Origin of the sequence: Citrobacter sp. wls706 (genome assembly GCF_005281305.1) — a bacterium.
In the GTDB taxonomy this organism is placed as follows: Bacteria; Pseudomonadota; Gammaproteobacteria; order Enterobacterales; family Enterobacteriaceae; genus Citrobacter; species Citrobacter werkmanii.
This window is the reverse complement of sequence record NZ_SZXG01000034.1, coordinates 51486-69590: the sequence shown is the minus strand read 5'-3', so window position 1 is coordinate 69590 and position 18105 is coordinate 51486. Positions and strand designations below refer to the sequence as shown.

General features: G+C 51.6%; 17 protein-coding genes. 9 read left to right on the top strand and 8 right to left on the bottom strand.

Annotation, left to right across the window (positions count from 1 at the left end):
• Genes gsiB through gsiD form a run of 3 tightly spaced genes read left to right on the top strand, consistent with a single transcriptional unit; the run spans window position 1 to window position 3420 of the window.
• The gene (gene gsiB / locus FDW92_RS15720) at window positions 1–1539 is read left to right on the top strand and encodes a glutathione ABC transporter substrate-binding protein GsiB (RefSeq protein WP_042309552.1); all 1539 of its coding nucleotides are present in this window, start codon (window positions 1–3) and stop codon (window positions 1537–1539) included.
• Between the two features lie 46 nt (window positions 1540–1585).
• On the top strand, window positions 1586–2506 hold the full coding sequence (gene gsiC / locus FDW92_RS15715; protein ID WP_042309550.1) for a glutathione ABC transporter permease GsiC: 921 nt from the start codon (window positions 1586–1588) through the stop codon (window positions 2504–2506).
• Between the two features lie 2 nt (window positions 2507–2508).
• Complete coding sequence (gene gsiD, locus FDW92_RS15710; protein ID WP_042309548.1) at window positions 2509–3420, top strand: glutathione ABC transporter permease GsiD; 912 nt, start codon at window positions 2509–2511, stop codon at window positions 3418–3420.
• Window positions 3421–3474: 54 nt separating this feature from the next.
• Here the strand turns inward: gsiD and rimO are convergent, their stop codons facing one another.
• Window positions 3475–4782 (bottom strand): 30S ribosomal protein S12 methylthiotransferase RimO, encoded by a 1308-nt coding sequence (rimO, locus tag FDW92_RS15705; RefSeq protein ID WP_003831616.1) that lies wholly within the window; start codon window positions 4780–4782, stop codon window positions 3475–3477.
• A gap of 231 nt (window positions 4783–5013) precedes the next feature.
• Here rimO and FDW92_RS15700 point away from each other — a divergent pair, with 231 nt between their 5' ends.
• Together FDW92_RS15700 and glgP are read left to right on the top strand one after the other, a co-directional pair.
• Window positions 5014–5199: a glycine cleavage system protein T gene (locus tag FDW92_RS15700; RefSeq protein ID WP_227255149.1), complete on the top strand. Its 186-nt coding sequence runs from the start codon at window positions 5014–5016 to the stop codon at window positions 5197–5199.
• A 52-nt stretch (window positions 5200–5251) separates the two neighbouring features.
• Window positions 5252–7702: a glycogen phosphorylase gene (gene glgP, locus FDW92_RS15695; RefSeq protein ID WP_042309547.1), complete on the top strand. Its 2451-nt coding sequence runs from the start codon at window positions 5252–5254 to the stop codon at window positions 7700–7702.
• A 31-nt stretch (window positions 7703–7733) separates the two neighbouring features.
• Here the strand turns inward: glgP and FDW92_RS15690 are convergent, their stop codons facing one another.
• A complete protein-coding gene (locus FDW92_RS15690; protein ID WP_042309545.1) occupies window positions 7734–8660 on the bottom strand; it encodes a LysR family transcriptional regulator in 927 nt (308 codons plus the stop codon).
• Between the two features lie 220 nt (window positions 8661–8880).
• On the opposite strand from FDW92_RS15690, the gene bssR reads away from it, so the two are divergent.
• Window positions 8881–9264, top strand: coding sequence for a biofilm formation regulator BssR (gene bssR / locus FDW92_RS15685; protein WP_038639191.1), 384 nt, complete (start codon window positions 8881–8883; stop codon window positions 9262–9264).
• Window positions 9265–9366: 102 nt separating this feature from the next.
• The gene (locus FDW92_RS15680) at window positions 9367–10464 is read left to right on the top strand and encodes a PQQ-dependent sugar dehydrogenase (RefSeq protein ID WP_042309544.1); all 1098 of its coding nucleotides are present in this window, start codon (window positions 9367–9369) and stop codon (window positions 10462–10464) included.
• Between the two features lie 5 nt (window positions 10465–10469).
• Here FDW92_RS15680 and FDW92_RS15675 read toward each other — a convergent pair whose 3' ends face one another.
• Window positions 10470–11096: a glutathione S-transferase family protein gene (locus FDW92_RS15675; protein WP_042309542.1), complete on the bottom strand. Its 627-nt coding sequence runs from the start codon at window positions 11094–11096 to the stop codon at window positions 10470–10472.
• Between the two features lie 329 nt (window positions 11097–11425).
• On the opposite strand from FDW92_RS15675, the gene dacC reads away from it, so the two are divergent.
• A complete protein-coding gene (dacC, locus tag FDW92_RS15670) occupies window positions 11426–12628 on the top strand; it encodes a serine-type D-Ala-D-Ala carboxypeptidase (RefSeq protein ID WP_032940149.1) in 1203 nt (400 codons plus the stop codon).
• 48 nt (window positions 12629–12676) lie between these two features.
• Here dacC and deoR read toward each other — a convergent pair whose 3' ends face one another.
• Both deoR and ybjG read right to left on the bottom strand, forming a co-directional pair.
• Window positions 12677–13435 carry a DNA-binding transcriptional repressor DeoR gene (gene deoR / locus FDW92_RS15665; protein ID WP_042309541.1) on the bottom strand — a complete coding sequence of 253 codons (759 nt, stop codon included), beginning with the start codon at window positions 13433–13435 and terminating at the stop codon, window positions 12677–12679.
• A gap of 63 nt (window positions 13436–13498) precedes the next feature.
• Window positions 13499–14107, bottom strand: a complete 609-nt coding sequence (gene ybjG, locus FDW92_RS15660; protein WP_042309539.1) for an undecaprenyl-diphosphate phosphatase — start codon at window positions 14105–14107, stop codon at window positions 13499–13501.
• 296 nt (window positions 14108–14403) lie between these two features.
• Between ybjG and FDW92_RS15655 the strand changes: the two genes are divergently transcribed.
• Entirely contained in the window at window positions 14404–15636 is a 1233-nt protein-coding gene (locus tag FDW92_RS15655) for an MFS transporter (RefSeq protein ID WP_038639204.1), read from the top strand.
• 27 nt (window positions 15637–15663) lie between these two features.
• Here the strand turns inward: FDW92_RS15655 and FDW92_RS15650 are convergent, their stop codons facing one another.
• The 3 genes from FDW92_RS15650 to FDW92_RS15640 form a co-directional block, all read right to left on the bottom strand.
• Window positions 15664–15945 (bottom strand): hypothetical protein, encoded by a 282-nt coding sequence (locus tag FDW92_RS15650; RefSeq protein ID WP_042309537.1) that lies wholly within the window; start codon window positions 15943–15945, stop codon window positions 15664–15666.
• Between the two features lie 108 nt (window positions 15946–16053).
• Window positions 16054–16869: a Cof-type HAD-IIB family hydrolase gene (locus FDW92_RS15645; RefSeq protein ID WP_042309534.1), complete on the bottom strand. Its 816-nt coding sequence runs from the start codon at window positions 16867–16869 to the stop codon at window positions 16054–16056.
• Window positions 16869–18077, bottom strand: coding sequence for an MFS transporter (locus FDW92_RS15640; protein ID WP_042309532.1), 1209 nt, complete (start codon window positions 18075–18077; stop codon window positions 16869–16871). The genes FDW92_RS15645 and FDW92_RS15640 overlap by 1 nt, the downstream gene beginning before the upstream one ends.
• Between the last annotated feature and the right edge of the window lie 28 nt (window positions 18078–18105).

Genomic DNA, 18105 nt, shown 5'->3' with positions numbered 1-18105 from the left:
ATGACAAAAATTGTTGCTCGAAAATGGCTGGTTGCTGTGGGAGTGGCCTCGGCGCTGGCCGCCGCACCGGGCTGGGCCGCCAAAGACGTGGTGGTGGCAGTGGGATCTAACTTCACCACGCTCGACCCCTATGACGCGAACGACACGTTGTCGCAGGCGGTAGCAAAGTCGTTTTATCAAGGACTGTTTGGCCTTGATAAAGAGATGAAGCTGAAAAATGTGCTGGCGGAGAGTTATACGGTTTCTGATGATGGCCTGACTTACACCCTTAAGCTGCGTCAGGGTGTGAAGTTTCAGGATGGCACTGACTTCAACGCCGATGCGGTCAAAGCTAACCTCGATCGGGCCAGTAATCCGGAAAACCATCTGAAACGTTACAATCTGTATAAGAATATCGATAAAACCGAGGTTGTCGACCCATCGACGGTGAAGATTACGCTGAAACAGCCGTTCTCTGCCTTTATCAATATTCTGGCGCATCCGGCAACGGCGATGATTTCTCCCGCCGCGCTGGAGAAATACGGCAAGGAGATCGGCTTTCATCCTGTCGGCACCGGACCGTATCAGCTTGATACCTGGAATCAGACGGATTTTGTGAAGGTTAAGAAGTTCACGGGCTACTGGCAGCAAGGCCTGCCAAAGCTGGATACGATCACCTGGCGTCCAGTGACCGACAACAACACGCGTGCGGCCATGCTGCAGACCGGGGAAGCGCAGTTTGCCTTCCCGATCCCTTACGAGCAGGCGGCGCTACTGGCGAAGAACAAAAACCTGGAACTGGTGGCCAGTCCGTCTATCATGCAACGTTATATCAGCATGAACGTCACGCAAAAACCGTTCGATAACCCGAAGGTACGTGAGGCACTGAATTATGCCATCAACCGTCAGGCGCTGGTGAAAGTGGCTTTTGCCGGTTATGCGACGCCGGCAACCGGCGTTCTCCCCCCGTCGATAGCCTATGCGCAAAGCTATACGCCGTGGCCTTATGATCCGGCGAAAGCGCGCGAGTTGCTGAAAGAAGCGGGCTATCCTAATGGTTTTACCACCACGCTGTGGTCTTCGCATAACCACAGTACTGCACAGAAAGTGTTGCAATTTACCCAGCAGCAGCTGGCGCAGGTGGGCATTAAGGCTCAGGTAACGGCGATGGACGCTGGTCAGCGTGCGGCGGAAGTTGAAGGTAAAGCGCAGAAAGAGAGCGGAGTGCGGATGTTCTACACCGGCTGGTCTGCGTCTACAGGCGAAGCGGACTGGGCGCTGTCGCCGCTGTTTGCATCACAAAACTGGCCGCCAACCCTGTTTAACACGGCGTTCTACAGCAATAAGCAGGTGGACAGTGATCTAGCTGCGGCTTTGCAAACCAACGATCCAGCGCAGAAAGCGAAGCTGTACAAGGATGCGCAGGATATTATCTGGAAAGAGTCGCCGTGGATCCCGCTGGTGGTGGAAAAACTGATTTCGGCGCACAGTACCAGGTTGACCGGATTTTGGATCATGCCGGATACCGGATTTAGCTTTGATGATGCGGATTTAAAATAAGCGATGCATTCGGCCCCGTAATGCAGGGGCCGGCGAAGGGAGCGTGATGCTTAACTATGTTTTCAAGCGCCTGCTGGGGTTGATTCCAACGCTGTTAATTGTGGCGGTGCTGGTGTTTTTATTTGTTCACATGCTACCCGGTGATCCGGCCCGGCTGATTGCCGGACCGGAGGCTGACGCTGAGGTGATTGAACTGGTGCGTAAGCAACTAGGTCTGGACCAACCGCTGCATATTCAGTTCTGGCATTACATGACCAACGTGTTGCAAGGCGATTTTGGAACCTCGATGGTTTCTCGTCGCCCGGTTGCGGAAGAAATTGCCAGCCGTTTTATGCCATCGCTATGGCTGACAATTGCCAGTATGGCGTGGGCAGTGTTATTTGGTATGACGGCGGGGATTATCGCCGCCGTATGGCGTAATCGCTGGCCGGACAGGTTAAGTATGACGCTGGCGGTCACCGGGATCTCTTTTCCGGCTTTTGCGCTCGGCATGCTGCTTATGCAGATATTTTCCGTTGAACTCGGCTGGTTGCCCACTGTGGGCGCTGACACCTGGCTGCACTATATCCTGCCGTCAATCACACTGGGGGCGGCGGTGGCAGCGGTATTGGCCCGCTTTACCCGCGCCTCGTTTGTTGATGTGCTCAGTGAAGACTATATGCGCACCGCGCGAGCTAAAGGAGTGAGTGAAACCTGGGTGGTGTTAAAACATGGTCTGCGGAATGCGATGATCCCGGTGGTTACCATGATGGGACTACAGTTTGGCTTTTTGCTTGGCGGCTCAATTGTGGTTGAGAAGGTGTTTAACTGGCCTGGGCTTGGACGACTGTTAGTGGACTCAGTCGAAATGCGCGACTACCCGGTGATACAGGCCGAGGTGCTGTTGTTTTCTCTGGCGTTTATTCTTATTAACTTAGTGGTGGATGTACTCTACGCCGCCATTAATCCGGCTATCAGGTACAAGTAAGGATGCGATTTTTTAACTGGCGCCGACAGGCGATTTTGAATGCGATGCCTCTTGTTAAGCCAGAGCAGATACGCACGCCGTGGCATGAGTTCTGGCGTCGTTTCCGTCGCCAGCGCATGGCGCTGTTCGCGGGATTATTTGTCCTTGTACTGATTATGGTGGCGATTTTTGCCCGCTGGCTGACGCCATTTGATGCCGAAAACTACTTCGATTATGACCGTTTGAATGACGGACCGTCGATGTTGCACTGGTTTGGCGTTGACTCCCTGGGACGGGATATCTTTAGCCGTGTGCTGGTTGGCGCGCAAATCTCGCTGGCGGCTGGCGTCTTTGCCGTATTTATTGGCGCGGCGATTGGCACGGTGCTGGGGTTGCTGGCGGGATACTACGCAGGCTGGTGGGATCGACTGATTATGCGCATCTGCGATGTACTGTTCGCCTTTCCGGGGATTTTGCTGGCGATTGCTGTGGTGGCGGTGCTGGGAAGCGGTATTGCCAACGTGATTATTGCCGTGGCTATTTTTTCCATTCCGGCCTTCGCGCGCCTGGTGCGCGGGAATACGCTAGTGCTGAAGCAGCAGACCTTTATTGAATCTGCCCGCAGTATTGGTGCCAGCGATGCAACCATCATTTTTAACCATATTCTGCCGGGAACGGTCTCATCGATCGTGGTCTTTTTTACCATGCGAATTGGCACGTCGATTATCTCTGCCGCGAGCTTGTCATTCCTGGGATTGGGCGCGCAGCCGCCGACCCCGGAGTGGGGGGCAATGCTCAATGAGGCAAGGGCAGATATGGTGATAGCACCCCACGTGGCACTTTTCCCGGCGGTGGCGATATTTCTGACGGTGCTGGCGTTTAACTTACTGGGCGATGGTTTGCGCGACGCGCTGGACCCGAAAATAAAAGGATAAACCGTAGGCCGGATAAGACGTAACGCTTACCCGGCCTACGTTGGGTTACGCTATTTAAACGCGGGTGCCCCACAGATCGTATTCATCTGCGTTTTCGACCTTCACACGGATGATATCGCCAGGTTTGACCTTGGTTTCGCCATTCAGGTACACCGCACCGTCGATTTCCGGGGCGTCAGCCATACTGCGGCCAATCGCGCCTTCTTCGTCAACTTCATCAACGATAACCAGAATTTCGCGGCCCACTTTCTCCTGCAAGCGTTCAGCAGAGATCTGCTGTTGCAACTGCATAAAGCGGTTCCAGCGTTCTTCTTTCACCTCTTCCGGGATTTGGTCTGGCAGGTCATTGGCGCCAGCGCCTTCAACCGGGCTGTACTTAAAGCAGCCGACGCGATCCAGGCGTGCTTCCTTCAGGAAGTCGAGCAGCATCTGGAAGTCTTCTTCTGTTTCACCCGGGAAACCGACAATGAAGGTGGAGCGCAGCGTCAGTTCAGGACAGATTTCACGCCACTGCTTGATGCGCGCCAGCTGTCTGTCGACTGAACCTGGGCGTTTCATCAGCTTGAGAATACGCGGGCTGGCATGCTGCAGCGGGATGTCCAGATACGGCAGGATTTTACCTTCCGCCATCAGCGGGATTACGTCATCAACGTGCGGGTAGGGATAGACGTAATGCAGACGCGTCCAGATCCCCAGTTTTGATAACTGTTCGCACAAATCAACCATGCTGGTTTTGACCGGCTCGCCGTTATGGAAACCGGTGCGATGCTTCACATCCACGCCGTACGCGGAGGTATCCTGAGAAATGACCAGTATCTCTTTCACGCCCGCATCTACCAGACGCTTGGCTTCGCTGAGAACGTCGCCGATCGGACGGCTCACCAGATCGCCACGCATTGAGGGAATAATGCAGAACGTGCAGCGGTGGTTGCAGCCTTCAGAAATTTTCAGATAGGCATAATGGCGCGGAGTCAGCTTGACGCCCTGCTCAGGAACCAGACTCTGGAACGGGTTATGCTTTGGTTTTGGCACATAGTGGTGAACGTGCTCCAGAACCTGTTCATAGCTGTGCGGACCGGTGATTTCCAGCACTTTCGGGTGGACTTCACGGATCTGATCGACTTTCGCGCCCAGACAGCCGGTAACGATCACCTTGCCGTTTTCGTTCAACGCTTCACCGATTGCTTCCAAGGACTCCTGAACCGCGCTGTCGATAAAGCCGCAGGTGTTAACGATAACCATATCCGCGTCGTCGTAGCTTGGCACAACATCATAGCCTTCGGTACGAAGTTCGGTCAGGATGCGCTCAGAATCGACGAGGTTTTTCGGACAACCTAGTGATATAAAACCAATTTTTGCCATTTTCTTATACTGTACATTGCTCGTAATCGGGGGATTATACAGATGCCGTCACGGTACATCTATATCTGATCGGCATAAGACCGGGAGAATAAAGACCAATACCTATAAATAGTGGATCGGTTAGCGGAAGGTGTTTAGCGAGTCTAATTCCGGCTTTAAGTGTCACTTCTTGGCTGTAGAAATTAATTAGCATAAATTTTATCTCGTCGAGCGTTATTAATGAGGTTAAATTTGAAAGATATTGTTTTGCAGTCGAAACTTGAAATGGCTAAAACTCTTTATGCTAATGGTGTGAGTTTATATTATATCTCACTGGCTACAGGCTTAAGTTGGCGTGTATTAATGACAGAATTAACGTTTATCGCCAGTCATGAAATTATTCGGCAAAAAACTGACGCTCGCAAACTCAGAGTTTAAATAATTCACCTGTCTATTACCCATCCTGCAAAATTTGAAAGGTAACGTTAATATGTATATTTCGCCACTACCGCTCGCGGCGGACTCTGATGTTGATAAACTGAGAGATGATATTGCTAATAAACTTTTATTTACTATTGGCAAAGATCCCGCCATCGCCACGAAACGGGAGTGGCTTAATGCGACGTTATATGCGGTACGCGATCGAATGGTCGAGCGCTGGCACCGTTCCAATCGGGCACAATTCTCTCAGGATGCGCGCCAGGTTTATTATCTGTCGATGGAATTTTTAATTGGCCGTACGCTGTCTAATGCGTTGCTCTCGTTAGGTATTTACGAAGAAGTCAGAAGCGCGCTTGAGGCAATGGGGCTGGAACTGGAAGAGCTAATTGACGAGGAAAATGATCCCGGACTTGGAAATGGTGGTCTCGGACGACTGGCGGCTTGTTTCCTTGATTCTCTGGCAACGCTTGGCCTGCCGGGATGCGGTTACGGCATTCGCTATAACTACGGTATGTTTAAACAAAATATCGTTGATGGCGTGCAAAAAGAGTCGCTGGACTATTGGTTAGAATACGGTAATCCGTGGGAATTCAAACGTCATAATACGCATTATAAAGTGCGCTTTGGCGGGCGACTGCAACAAGAAGGGAATAAAACCCGCTGGCTAGAAACTGAAGATATTCTGGCGGTGGCCCATGACCAGATTATTCCCGGCTATGCGACGGACACCACCAATACATTGCGGTTGTGGAACGTTCAGGTAAATAGTGAGGTCAATGCGGGCAAACTGAATCAGCAGGAAGACTTTGCTACGGAAGTGGAAAACAAATATCACTTCGAGAGGATCTCGCGAGTTTTGTACCCTGATGATTCGACCGATGCAGGACGTGAACTGCGTTTACGCCAGGCCTATTTCCTGGCCTCGGCCACGATTCAGGACATCCTGAGCCGTCATTATCAGTTGCACCGCACATACGATAATCTGGCCGATAAAATCGCTATCCACCTCAATGATACGCATCCGGTGCTGGCGATCCCAGAGCTGATGCGTTTGTTGATTGATCATCACCAGTTTAGTTGGGATAACGCGTTTGACGTGACCTGTCAGATTTTTTCTTATACCAACCATACGTTGATGAGCGAGGCGCTGGAAACCTGGCCGGTAGAAATGCTAAGTCGACTTTTACCGCGTCATTTGCAGATTATTTTTGAGATTAACGACCGCTTCCTGAAGACGTTACAGGAGCGCTATCGCGATGATAGCGAACTACTGCAGCGCGTATCGCTGATTGATGAATCTAATGGGCGCGTGGTGCGCATGGCCTGGCTGGCGGTGGTTGTCAGTCATAAGGTAAATGGCGTGTCGGCGTTGCATTCAAAGCTGATGACCGACTCTCTGTTTGCTGATTTTGCGCGTATCTTTCCTCTGCGTTTCACCAACGTAACCAATGGTGTCACGGCGCGGCGTTGGCTGGCGTTGGCTAATCCTCCGCTTGCCAATGTGCTGGATGAGAATATTGGCGAAAGCTGGCGGACCAAATTAATGCAATTGGGCGAGTTAAAGCAATACATAGATTATCCGACGGTGAATGAGGCGGTGCGCCGGGCGAAGTATGAAAATAAGCAGCGATTGGCGCAACATATTGCCGCCCATTACGGCGTGGTGGTGAATCCTGATGCGCTGTTTGATGTGCAGGTGAAACGTATTCACGAATACAAGCGGCAGCTTATGAATGTGCTGCATGTGATCACGCGCTATAACCGGATTAAAGCCGCGCCGGATGCCAACTGGGTTCCACGGGTGAATATTTTTGCCGGAAAAGCCGCCTCGTCTTATTACATGGCGAAGCAAATTATCCGCTTAATTAATGATGTGGCGCAGTTAGTCAACAATGACCCGCAAACAGGCGGCAAACTAAAGGTGGTTTTCATCCCGGATTACAGCGTCAGTCTCGCACAGCTAATTATTCCTGCTGCCGATCTGTCAGAGCAAATTTCCCTGGCCGGGACGGAAGCCTCCGGGACCAGCAATATGAAGTTTGGTATGAATGGCGCGTTGACCATTGGTACGCTCGACGGCGCGAATATTGAAATGCGCGAGTACGTTGGGGAAGATAACATCTTCATCTTTGGTAATACGGCTAATCAGGTTGAAGCCTTACGACGCGATGGCTATGACCCGCGACGCATCTTTGAAAATGATGAGGAATTGCACCAGGCGCTGACGCAAATCGGTACGGGTATGTTCAGCCCGCAGGAGCCCGGACGTTACAGAGACGTGCTGGATTCATTAATCAATTTTGGCGACACCTATCAGGTGTTGGCGGATTACCGCAGCTATGTGAACTGTCAGGATGCGGTGGATGAGCTGTATCGAACTCCCCGGGAGTGGACGACCAGGACGATGCACAATATTGCCAACATGGGGTATTTCTCATCGGACAGAACGGTGCAGGAATATGCCGACCATATCTGGCGCATAGCTAAAATTCACGTATAGCAATTTCCCTAACGCTGAGCCTCCCTGGTTTTTATAACAGGGAGGCGGTTTGCAAATCGGCGAGTATGGGGGAGAGGATCTTATGGGTATTGCTGTCTTTGCGTGATGAAGCAAACACACTAAATTGCGGCAGGGGAAACGGCGTGTTTATTTTTTTCAGCCCATACAGATGAGCATGTGTTGCAAACACCTTTTCCGGGATCACCCCTATACAATGGGTATTGGACACAATCGTCAGTATCGCCGTAAATGATGAGGTCAGCAGGCAGCGATCCCCGGATCTGAATTTTTTATCCACAATACTGCGATGGTAAATGATTTTTTCATTCTTGGTATTATAACCCACCAGGTTCGCGTTTCTGAATTGTGCTTCGCTAATGGAACTACCGTATAAAGCATTATTCTGCGACGCTACCAGTACCAGGCGCATATCGCATATTTTCTGGCATGAAAGGCTTGCTGACTCAACGGAAAAAGTTGAAAAAACGACATCCGCCTGGCGCATATTCAATAACTCAATAATGCTCTGTTCATTCAGGTCGGCGGTGAGGTGCAGGAGACTGATATCGGCGTCGGTATCGATTATTCTCGCGGTAACATCGGGAATGACGATAGGGGATATAAAAGATTCCGTATAGAGCGTTAGCCTTTTTTTGGCGGCAGGCGTGGAAAGCGGCATCAGCAACGACAGTTTGTCGATAATAGGGATCGTATTATCATAAAGCTCATCAGAGTAGACCGTCGGTAACAGCGCATTTCCGCTGCGGACAAACAGATTATCCCCCATCATTTCGCGCAGTTTTCTCAAGGACTGGCTGACGGCAGAGGGTGAGATATTCAACATATCAGCGACTCGGGAGATGCTGCCTACGCTATAGATCAAACAGAAAATCGTCAGCAGATTGAGATCAATTTTTGATAGTGTGCGAATTTTCTCTGCATCATTTGCTTTCGACATAGACCCCTCATAATCAGCACTACGGCAGTAATCACATCAGGTATAGCAAAAAATGTCATGCTAGCGGGAAACTGACCATTTTCGCTAAGCGCATCGCCTGGAGTTGTAACATTGTAAATTATGTTAATCAATTGAGCTTTGTTGATGTAGGACATCTATTTGTTCAAAAAACAACCATACTATTAAGTTGCACCATGGTTGGAAAGAGGAGGAACAAAGTATGGTTGTTGACAGACTGAGAACCGATCTTCTCAACAAATTGATAAACGCCCGTATCGAACTTGCCGCTTATCTGCTGTTGAGAAAAGCGAAAGGCTACATGTCAGTCAGCGAGAGCGATCGTCTGCGTGATAATTTTTTTGTGCTGAATCGCGAACTGCACGAGCAATCACAGCTTCACGGTATGCATCTTGATCAGGAAGAGTGGAATGCCCTTCATCGTGCTGAAGGGGCGTTAGCCGCCGCCGCTGTTTGTCTTATGAGTGGACATCACGATTGTCCAACTTTTATTGCCGTTAACGCAGATAAACTGGAAAACTGCCTGACAACGCTGACGCTGAGCATCCAGTGTTTGCAATCTTATCCAACGCTGGAACACGTCTGAATCAGGGGGAGGGCGCTCCCCCTTTTCGTTAAGATTATGTAAATGTAGCGGGATAATTCCCCCTGCTGGCTACGCTTTATGCAGAGCCATTCAGGAGGTGTTATGCGTCAACTCTTTCTCTGTGCTATCCCACTTGCGCTATTTTCCTCTTATGCCGCCGCGGTAAAGGTGGAGGTGCTGCAAACCAAACTTGATCACCCGTGGTCGCTGGCTTTTTTACCCGATAATCGCGGTATGTTAATTACGCTCAAAGGCGGCCAGCTTCGACTCTGGCAGCCTGATAAGGGACTTTCCGACCCGCTGACCGGCGTACCTAAAGTCTGGGCGAATGGTCAGGGAGGATTGTTGGATGTGGTGTTAGCGCCTGACTTTGAACGATCCCGGCGAGTGTGGCTCAGCTTCGCTGAAGCCGACAGTGAGGGTAAAGCCGGCACGGCGGTGGGTTACGGACGACTGAGCGACGATCTCAAACACCTGCAAGCGTTCCAGACCGTTTTTCGCCAACAGCCGAAGCTCTCAACCGGAAACCATTTTGGCGGGCGCATGGTGTTTGATGGTCATGGCTATCTGTTTATCGGCCTGGGTGAGAATAACCAACGTGCAACCGCCCAGGATCTAAATAAATTGCAGGGCAAGGTGGTACGTCTGACCGACGAGGGCAAAACGCCGCCGGATAATCCGTTTGTGAATCAGTCGGGGGCGCGGGCAGAAATTTGGTCGTATGGCATCCGTAATCCACAAGGTATGGCAATGAATCCGTGGAGCGATGCGCTGTGGCTCAATGAGCATGGTCCGCGTGGAGGCGATGAAATCAATATCCCCGCAAGAGGCAAAAACTACGGTTGGCCGATCGCAACCTGGGGGATTAACTATAGCGGTCTCAAAATTCCCGAAGCCAAGGGGCAAATTGTTGCGGGTACAGAACAGCCTATCTTTTACTGGGAAAAGTCACCGGCAGTTAGCGGAATGGCTTTTTACAATAGCGATACCTTCCCGCAGTGGCGGCAGAAGCTGTTTATCGGCGCGTTGAAAGATAAAGAGGTGATCGTGCTGAGCGTCAAAGGGAATACGGTCACCGAAGAGGGGCGCCTGTTGCAGGAAAGGGGACAGCGGATCCGCGATGTGCGCGTCGGACCAGACGGCTATTTGTATGTGTTAACCGACGAGTCCGACGGGGAATTACTGAAGGTGAGTCCCTGAGCTGATTAACTGACCGGGATCATCACCACTTTTTGAAATGCCGGTCGTTCCGTCAGTTGCTGATACCAGCGTTCCAGGTGTGGACGCGGGGTCCATGTCAAACCAACGTTGAACAGGTTATAGACAAATGGCGCAATGGCGATATCCGCCGTGCCAAATTCCGCCCCGGAGAACCACGGCTGGTCCGCCAGCGCGTTATCCAGAATAGCAAACAGGTTATCGCAAACCTGAATACTTGCCTCAATGGCTGCCATGTCGCGTTGATCGGCTGGCGTTCTGACCAGACCAAATAAGATAACCCGGTGCGTAGGACTCAGCGTCTGGTTCGCCCAATCCATCCATTTTTCGCCGACGGCACGCGCGGCAGGCGCCTCAACCCACAAACGCTTTTGCCCGTACTGCGCCGCCAGATAACGGACAATGGTATTGGATTCCCACAGGACAACGTCTGTTTCATCATCGCGTAGCAGTGGGACCAACCCGTTCGGGTTCATCGCCAGATAGTCGGCATCGCGGTTACCGCCATGCTGCCCGCCTGCCAGAATTTGGTTATACGGCAGTTCCAGTTCTTCGAGCGTCCACAATACTTTTTTTACGTTGGTCGAGTTATTGCGACCCCACAGTGTAATCATAGTAACCCCGCAAATTAATTGAGCAGCTTCATGGCTGCAGATACCCTCTGACTCGCTCACATGGTGGGGTAAACCTAATATTTACGCAACAACGTCTAAAAAAATCGTGCCAGGGGCAGCGCTGCGCGGTGTTATTGCATAAACTTTAAAAACTTTACCAACTTACGGTTTATTTAAGCTCGTTAGTGCGTTATTACTCACCGCACTTATTTTACACGTCATCCATCAGACTTTTTCTGCAATGGGTTGGCCGAGATTGTCTGGCCAGTTTTGTGTAAACACGGTGTGGTATGACGTGGTTTTTTAGAATGGATACTCGGGTGGCATTTATGACGCAATACTTCTCTTCACTTCGCAGCTTTGCTGCTGGTTCTGCACTCTTAATCCTTTTGGCACCGACCGTACAGGCGGCGGAGCAACCCACGGCTCCTCCGAGCGTGGACGCGCGTGCATGGATCCTGATGGATTACGCCAGCGGCAAGGTGCTGGCGGAAGGTAATGCTGATGAGAAACTGGATCCTGCCAGTCTGACCAAGATCATGACCAGCTATGTGGTCGGTCAGGCGCTGAAGGCCGGAAAAATTAACCTCAACGACATGGTCACCGTGGGCAAAGATGCCTGGGCGACCGGTAATCCGGCCCTGCGCGGTTCGTCGGTTATGTTCCTCAAACCTGGCGATCAGGTTGCGGTATCCGATCTGAACAAAGGCGTTATCATTCAGTCTGGTAATGATGCCTGTATTGCACTCGCTGATTACGTTGCCGGGAGTCAGGAGTCCTTCATCGGTCTGATGAACGGTTACGCGAAAAAACTGGGACTGACCAATACCACGTTCCAGACGGTGCATGGCCTGGATGCGGCAGGGCAGTTCAGTACCGCGCGTGATATGGCGTTGCTCGGCAAGGCGTTAATCCACGATGTGCCCGAAGAGTACGCTATCCACAAAGAGAAAGAGTTTACCTTTAATAAAATTCGCCAGCCCAACCGCAACCGTCTGTTGTGGAGCACCAATCTGAACGTGGACGGAATGAAAACCGGTACCACGGCGGGTGCAGGTTACAACCTCGTAGCTTCTGCGACCCAGGGCGATATGCGCCTGATCTCCGTCGTGCTGGGGGCGAAAACCGACCGTATCCGTTTTAATGAATCAGAAAAACTGCTGACCTGGGGCTTCCGCTTCTTTGAAACCGTTACGCCGATTAAACCGGATGCCACCTTCGTGACTCAGCGCGTCTGGTTTGGCGATAAGAGCGAAGTCAATTTGGGGGCTGGGGAAGCGGGTTCGGTAACTATCCCGCGCGGTCAGCTTAAGAACCTGAAAGCCAGCTTTACGCTAACCGAGCCACAGTTAACCGCGCCGCTGAAAAAGGGGCAGGTTGTGGGGACTATCGACTTCCAGTTGAACGGTAAATCTATCGAGCAACGTCCGTTGATGGTGATGGAAGCAGTGGAAGAGGGTGGTTTCTTTAGCCGGATGTGGGATTTTGTGATGATGAAGTTCCACCAGTGGTTTGGCGGCTGGTTCTCTTAATCTAATCGATTGCCGGATGGCGCTAACATCGCTGTCCGGCAGTATCAGCTAGTACAACAGCTTTATGCGTTGCGCCTTGGCGTATTCCACAAACTCATCGTCGGGGCGGCTGTCACTGATGATGGTATCAAAACGTTTTAATTCCCCCATCCTCGCAGGACGTACCTTCCCAAACTTGCTGTGGTCGACCACCAGAACGTGATGCTGCGCCATCGACATTGCCCAGTGTTTCACCGCTAATTCTTCCAGATTAAAGCAGGTCGCGCCTTTCTCAATGTGCACGCCTGCCGCGGAATAAAAGGCGATATCCGGGCACAGATTATTCAGTGTTTCCTGAAAATCGAGCGGTTTGAAGATGGCGTTACTGGCATGAAATTCCCCGCCACATAGAATGACGCGACACTGCGGTTTTTCCTGCAATACCAGAAACGTATTTAGCGAGTAGCAGATTGCGGTGAAAGGCAGTTCATTGTCGATAGCCTCAATAATCCACGGCGTGGTCGTGCCGCAGTCGAAAAAGATGGTCTGATGCGCCTGCACGAGGCTTGCCGCCTGCTGTGCGGCACGGCGCTTTTCATCAACCAGACGGGATTTTTGATCGCTGATTAAATAGTGGTTGGCGCTGCGGGGCTCCAGAACAATATAGCCCCCGAGTAAGACGACAGGCGCATTGTTATTATTCAGGTCGCGACGAATGGTCATCTCAGATACGCCCAGCAGCGTCGCGGCTTCTTTGAGGTGTAATTTATCGCTGCGTTTCAGCGCCTGTAGCAACTGACCAATACGCTCGTCGCGTCGAGTTTCCATAGTTCCCCTGGAGAGTAGTATAAGTGCTCGTATTGCGCCTAATACTACTCTTTTTACCGTGGGTTAGTCACGCACCCAGCCTTTACGGATGGGCAGAGCGAAACAGGTGCGATAGCAGGTCTGCAAGCCGAAGTAAAGGGGCGCGCCGAACCGTTGCCAGATCATCTGGGCGCTCAGGCAGCCGATCAGCCCAGCCAGGAATCCGCCCAGCATATCCAGCGGCCAGTGTACGCCAAGGTATACGCGCGACCAGGCAATCGCCACGGCGACAACCATCAGCAGCGCGCCAGTCCACAGGCGATGCCAGAACAGGAAAGCCAGAGCAAAAGTAAAGATAACCGTGCCGTGATCGCTCGGGAAAGAGTCATCCGCCGCATGGTGGAGGAAGTTGTACCCGATGTGGTTAACGAACGGACGATCGTGGGGGAACAGATGCCCCATCAGCCATGAAATAGTCAGGCCAACTGCCAGCGCTATCGCCATTTTTATGACCAACTGGCGCTGGAGAGTAACCTGAGCGCGCGGTCCCCAAAGCCAGAGAATAACCGCTAACAGCGGGACAATGCTGATTAAATCTTTGGCAATAAATATGGCCAGCGAAATAGCCCATTGCGCAGAATCCGGCGTTGCGTTGATCAGGTAAAACAGCGAATTATTAAGATTTTCTAGCATAACGTCCAGACTCAGTGTACTCGTTAAAAGGCCCATAGGGGGAGAGCATAAAATTGCTGTTACAGGATAAAAAGCGGTCTTGTCTTATTTGTCTGCTAAATGACTATTTTTAAGACAATTAATGAGACTTAATGAGCATGATAGCGGCCTCAACTTAAATTAACCTTAAAGCAAAATGTTCTTGAGCAAATGAATGTAAAAATGTGCGCATTTTGCTTTCAAATCACATAATTCACTATCACCGGTACGGCGCATTTATTACACTTTGCGCGTTTTTTCATTTGCTAAGAGACTGCATGCAAAACCGTTTATCTTCAGGCGCCCGGTTGGGGCGTCAGGCATTACTTTTCCCTCTCTGTCTGGTGCTTTACGAATTCTCTACTTATATCGGTAACGATATGATCCAGCCCGGAATGTTGGCGGTGGTGGAGCAATATCAGGCCGGATTAGACTGGGTACCCACTTCCATGACTGCCTATCTGGCGGGTGGCATGTTTTTACAGTGGCTGTTAGGGCCACTGTCGGATCGTATTGGTCGTCGCCCGGTGATGTTAACCGGCGTACTCTGGTTCATTGTGACCTGCCTTGCGACTCTGCTGGCACAGAATATTGAGCAATTTACCTTTCTGCGTTTCTTGCAGGGGATAAGCCTGTGCTTTATTGGCGCGGTGGGTTACGCCGCAATTCAGGAATCCTTTGAGGAAGCGGTGTGTATAAAAATTACCGCGCTGATGGCAAACGTGGCGCTGATTGCGCCGCTGCTGGGACCGCTAGTTGGCGCGGCCTGGGTACATGTTCTGCCGTGGGAAGGGATGTTTATCCTGTTTGCTGCTCTTGCAGCTATCTCCTTCTTTGGCCTGCAACGCGCGATGCCGGAAACGGCGACCCGGCTGGGTGAAAAGCTGTCCATTAAAGATCTGGGTAAAGATTATAAGCTGGTGCTAAAAAATGGGCGTTTTGTTGCCGGCGCGCTGGCGTTGGGTTTTGTCAGCCTGCCGTTACTGGCGTGGATTGCCCAGTCGCCGATTATTATCATCAGCGGTGAACATCTCAGCAGTTACGAATATGGCCTGTTGCAGGTGCCGATTTTTGGGGCGCTGATTGCCGGTAATCTGGTGCTGGCGCGTCTGACTTCGCGCAAGACCGTGCGTTCGCTGATTATCATGGGTGGCTGGCCTATCGCCGTCGGACTGGTGATTGCCGCGGCGGCCACGGTAGTGTCATCCCATGCGTATTTGTGGATGACGGCGGGTTTGAGTATCTATGCGTTTGGCATTGGCGTGGCGAATGCAGGGCTGGTCCGCCTGACGTTGTTTGCCAGTGAAATGAGTAAGGGGACGGTTTCTGCCGCTATGGGCATGTTGCAGATGCTGATTTTTACCGTCGGTATTGAGTTGAGCAAACATGCTTATCTGCTGGGAGGAAACGGCTTGTTCAGCCTGTTTAATCTGGCAAGCGGCGTACTGTGGCTGATATTGATGGTTATCTTCCTGAAAGATAAACGGGTAGGGAATTCCCGGGAAGGCTAAAGCCCGGTTGCCCGGGCTTCGCAAAACTTAGTGGTGATCGTCAATCTGATGTTCGATGATCATCCCTTCACCTACGCTGGCAACATGTCGTGCATAAGGGTGCGCGCGATAGACAGGGGCCGGGGCGGGTGTTGGAGCAACATACACTGTTTGTGGCGCGGTCGTCACGTTGACCGCCTGCGGAACGCTGACGGAAGAGGGCACGACCACCACTTTATAACCGCTTGGTACATCCACGGTAACGCTTTGCGCAAATGAAGTCCCCGCAAAACCCAGCAACAATGTTGCTATCAGTACACTTTTCTTCATGATCCGCTCGCCTGAAGTAATCACTGGAGGTAATAATCCAGTGGGGTTAATTTGAGGCGGATTATGAATAGATCATATCATCATTTTGTTGCCGTCTGTGCTGAGGCGTTAATGCGTAAACGGCGCTTCGTTTTTTAATACGCGGTCGATAACATCCAGCACACCCTCTTCGTTGTTCGATCCCGCGCGATATTTTGCCGCCTGGACAACCGGTTCGTGAGCGTTGGCCATTGCGAAACTAAATCCCGCCTGACGCAGCATCTCAATATCATTTCCGCCATCGCCAAACACAACAACCTCGTCGTCGCTAATATTCCAGCGTTGTTGCAGCAGGCGCAGACCATTTGCCTTATGCACACCTGGAATAATTAAATCGATGCTGCCGTAGCCGGTATGCACCGGTACCATGATATCGCCAATTGCCTCATGGAGATCGGCCTGCACCTGCGGGATACGGTCGTCTGAAATATTCAGCCCGAATTTGAAAAAAACGTCGTTGAGATTGTCAAAATTATCTACAAATTCAAGACGATGATAGTACATGGCGGAAACGGATTTATGCTCATCGCTGTATTTTTTGAGCGTATAGGCGCTGTTTTTACCGCAGGCGATAATGTCGATGTCCGTACGGGTCAACAGATGATCCACGATGGCCTTGAAATCGTCTTTTGCCAGTTCACCGTTAAAAATATCTTTCCCTTCACTGACTACCCAACCGCCGTTTTCAGCGACAAATGAGATTTCATTGGCCAGTTCAGGGAAAAAGGAGATGAGCTGGTAATACTGGTTGCCGCTGGCGACGACAAAGCGGATCCCTTGTTCTTTCATTTGACGGTATTGCGCCATAAACCGCTCACGGTTATAGGTTTTTTGGTCGCTTAAAAATGTGCCATCCATGTCGACCGCAATTAATTTGATGCTCATTAGCTGTTCTCCATCACAGGGGTATTTTTGAGATCCGGTTTCGCCACCGCTTTCGCGACAATGGCGGCGATAAGCACCAGCGCCAGCACCACCAGCATAGCGCTGCGCAGGCCGTAATGTTCACCCAGATAGCCCAGCAGCGGCGGCCCTACCAGGAATGCCAGGTAGCCGGTGGTCGCTACAACGCTGACGCGGGTTGGCGCATCGGGACCGGTGTCGCTGGCTGCTGAAATGGTCAGCGGGAAGCCGAGCGATGCACCAAGCCCCCACAGAATAACGGAAACACCCGCTACCCATGTGCTATCGACAAAAATAATCAGACTGATGCCAAGCGCCCCCATCAACGCGCTGGCACGCACCACCGCGACGCGACTGTAGCGGTCGATAAACCAGCCGCCGGTGAATCGACCCACGGTCATACCCAGCGTAAATCCAGCATAAATCAGCGAGCCTGATGTCGGGCTAAATCCGTGGCCATCCACCATCAACAGCGGCAGCCAGTCGTTGGCCGAACCTTCAGCAAACGCCATCGCCAGCACCACGACGCCAATCAGCAGCAACTGAATGTCGCGATAGAAAGGCACGCCTTTTTCGCTGGAGTGAGCGCCGTCAGAGGCATTCTTACCCGTGCCGTCTGGAATGGCCTTGATGGCGATAAAGATAGGAGTGATTGCCACCATTGCCGCCAATAAAATATGTACGGTCGCAGGCACGCTGAAGGCGGTAAGCATCATCCCGACCCCGGCTCCCGCCAGCGTTCCCAGACTGTAAAAACCATGCATCATCGGCAGCACGGTCTTGTTCATTTCGCGCTCAACTGCCGCGCCTTCGACGTTGATGGCGACTTCCGCTGCGCCAAAGCTGGCGCCAAACACGCCCAGGCCAAACGCGAAAAGCCATGCGGAATGCAACCATAGCGCCGCGCTGAGGATAACCATCCCGAGGACTGCACTGGACATGGTGGTGCGGATCACTTTACGCGTGCCAAATCGTTTCACCAGCCAGGCCGAACAAAGAATGCCACTCATCGAACCAATAGAGAGTCCAAACAATACCGCGCCCATTTCGGCGGTGGAGATGGAGAGGATATCTCGGATGGCAGGAGTACGCGTTGCCCAGGAAGCCATTAGTAATCCGGGTAAAAAGAAAAACGTGAAAAGCGCCCAGGTGCGACGTCTTAAGGCTTTGCGTGGTGAGGTGCCTGTCATGAATTCGAGCCAAAGAAAAGAGGGAAGA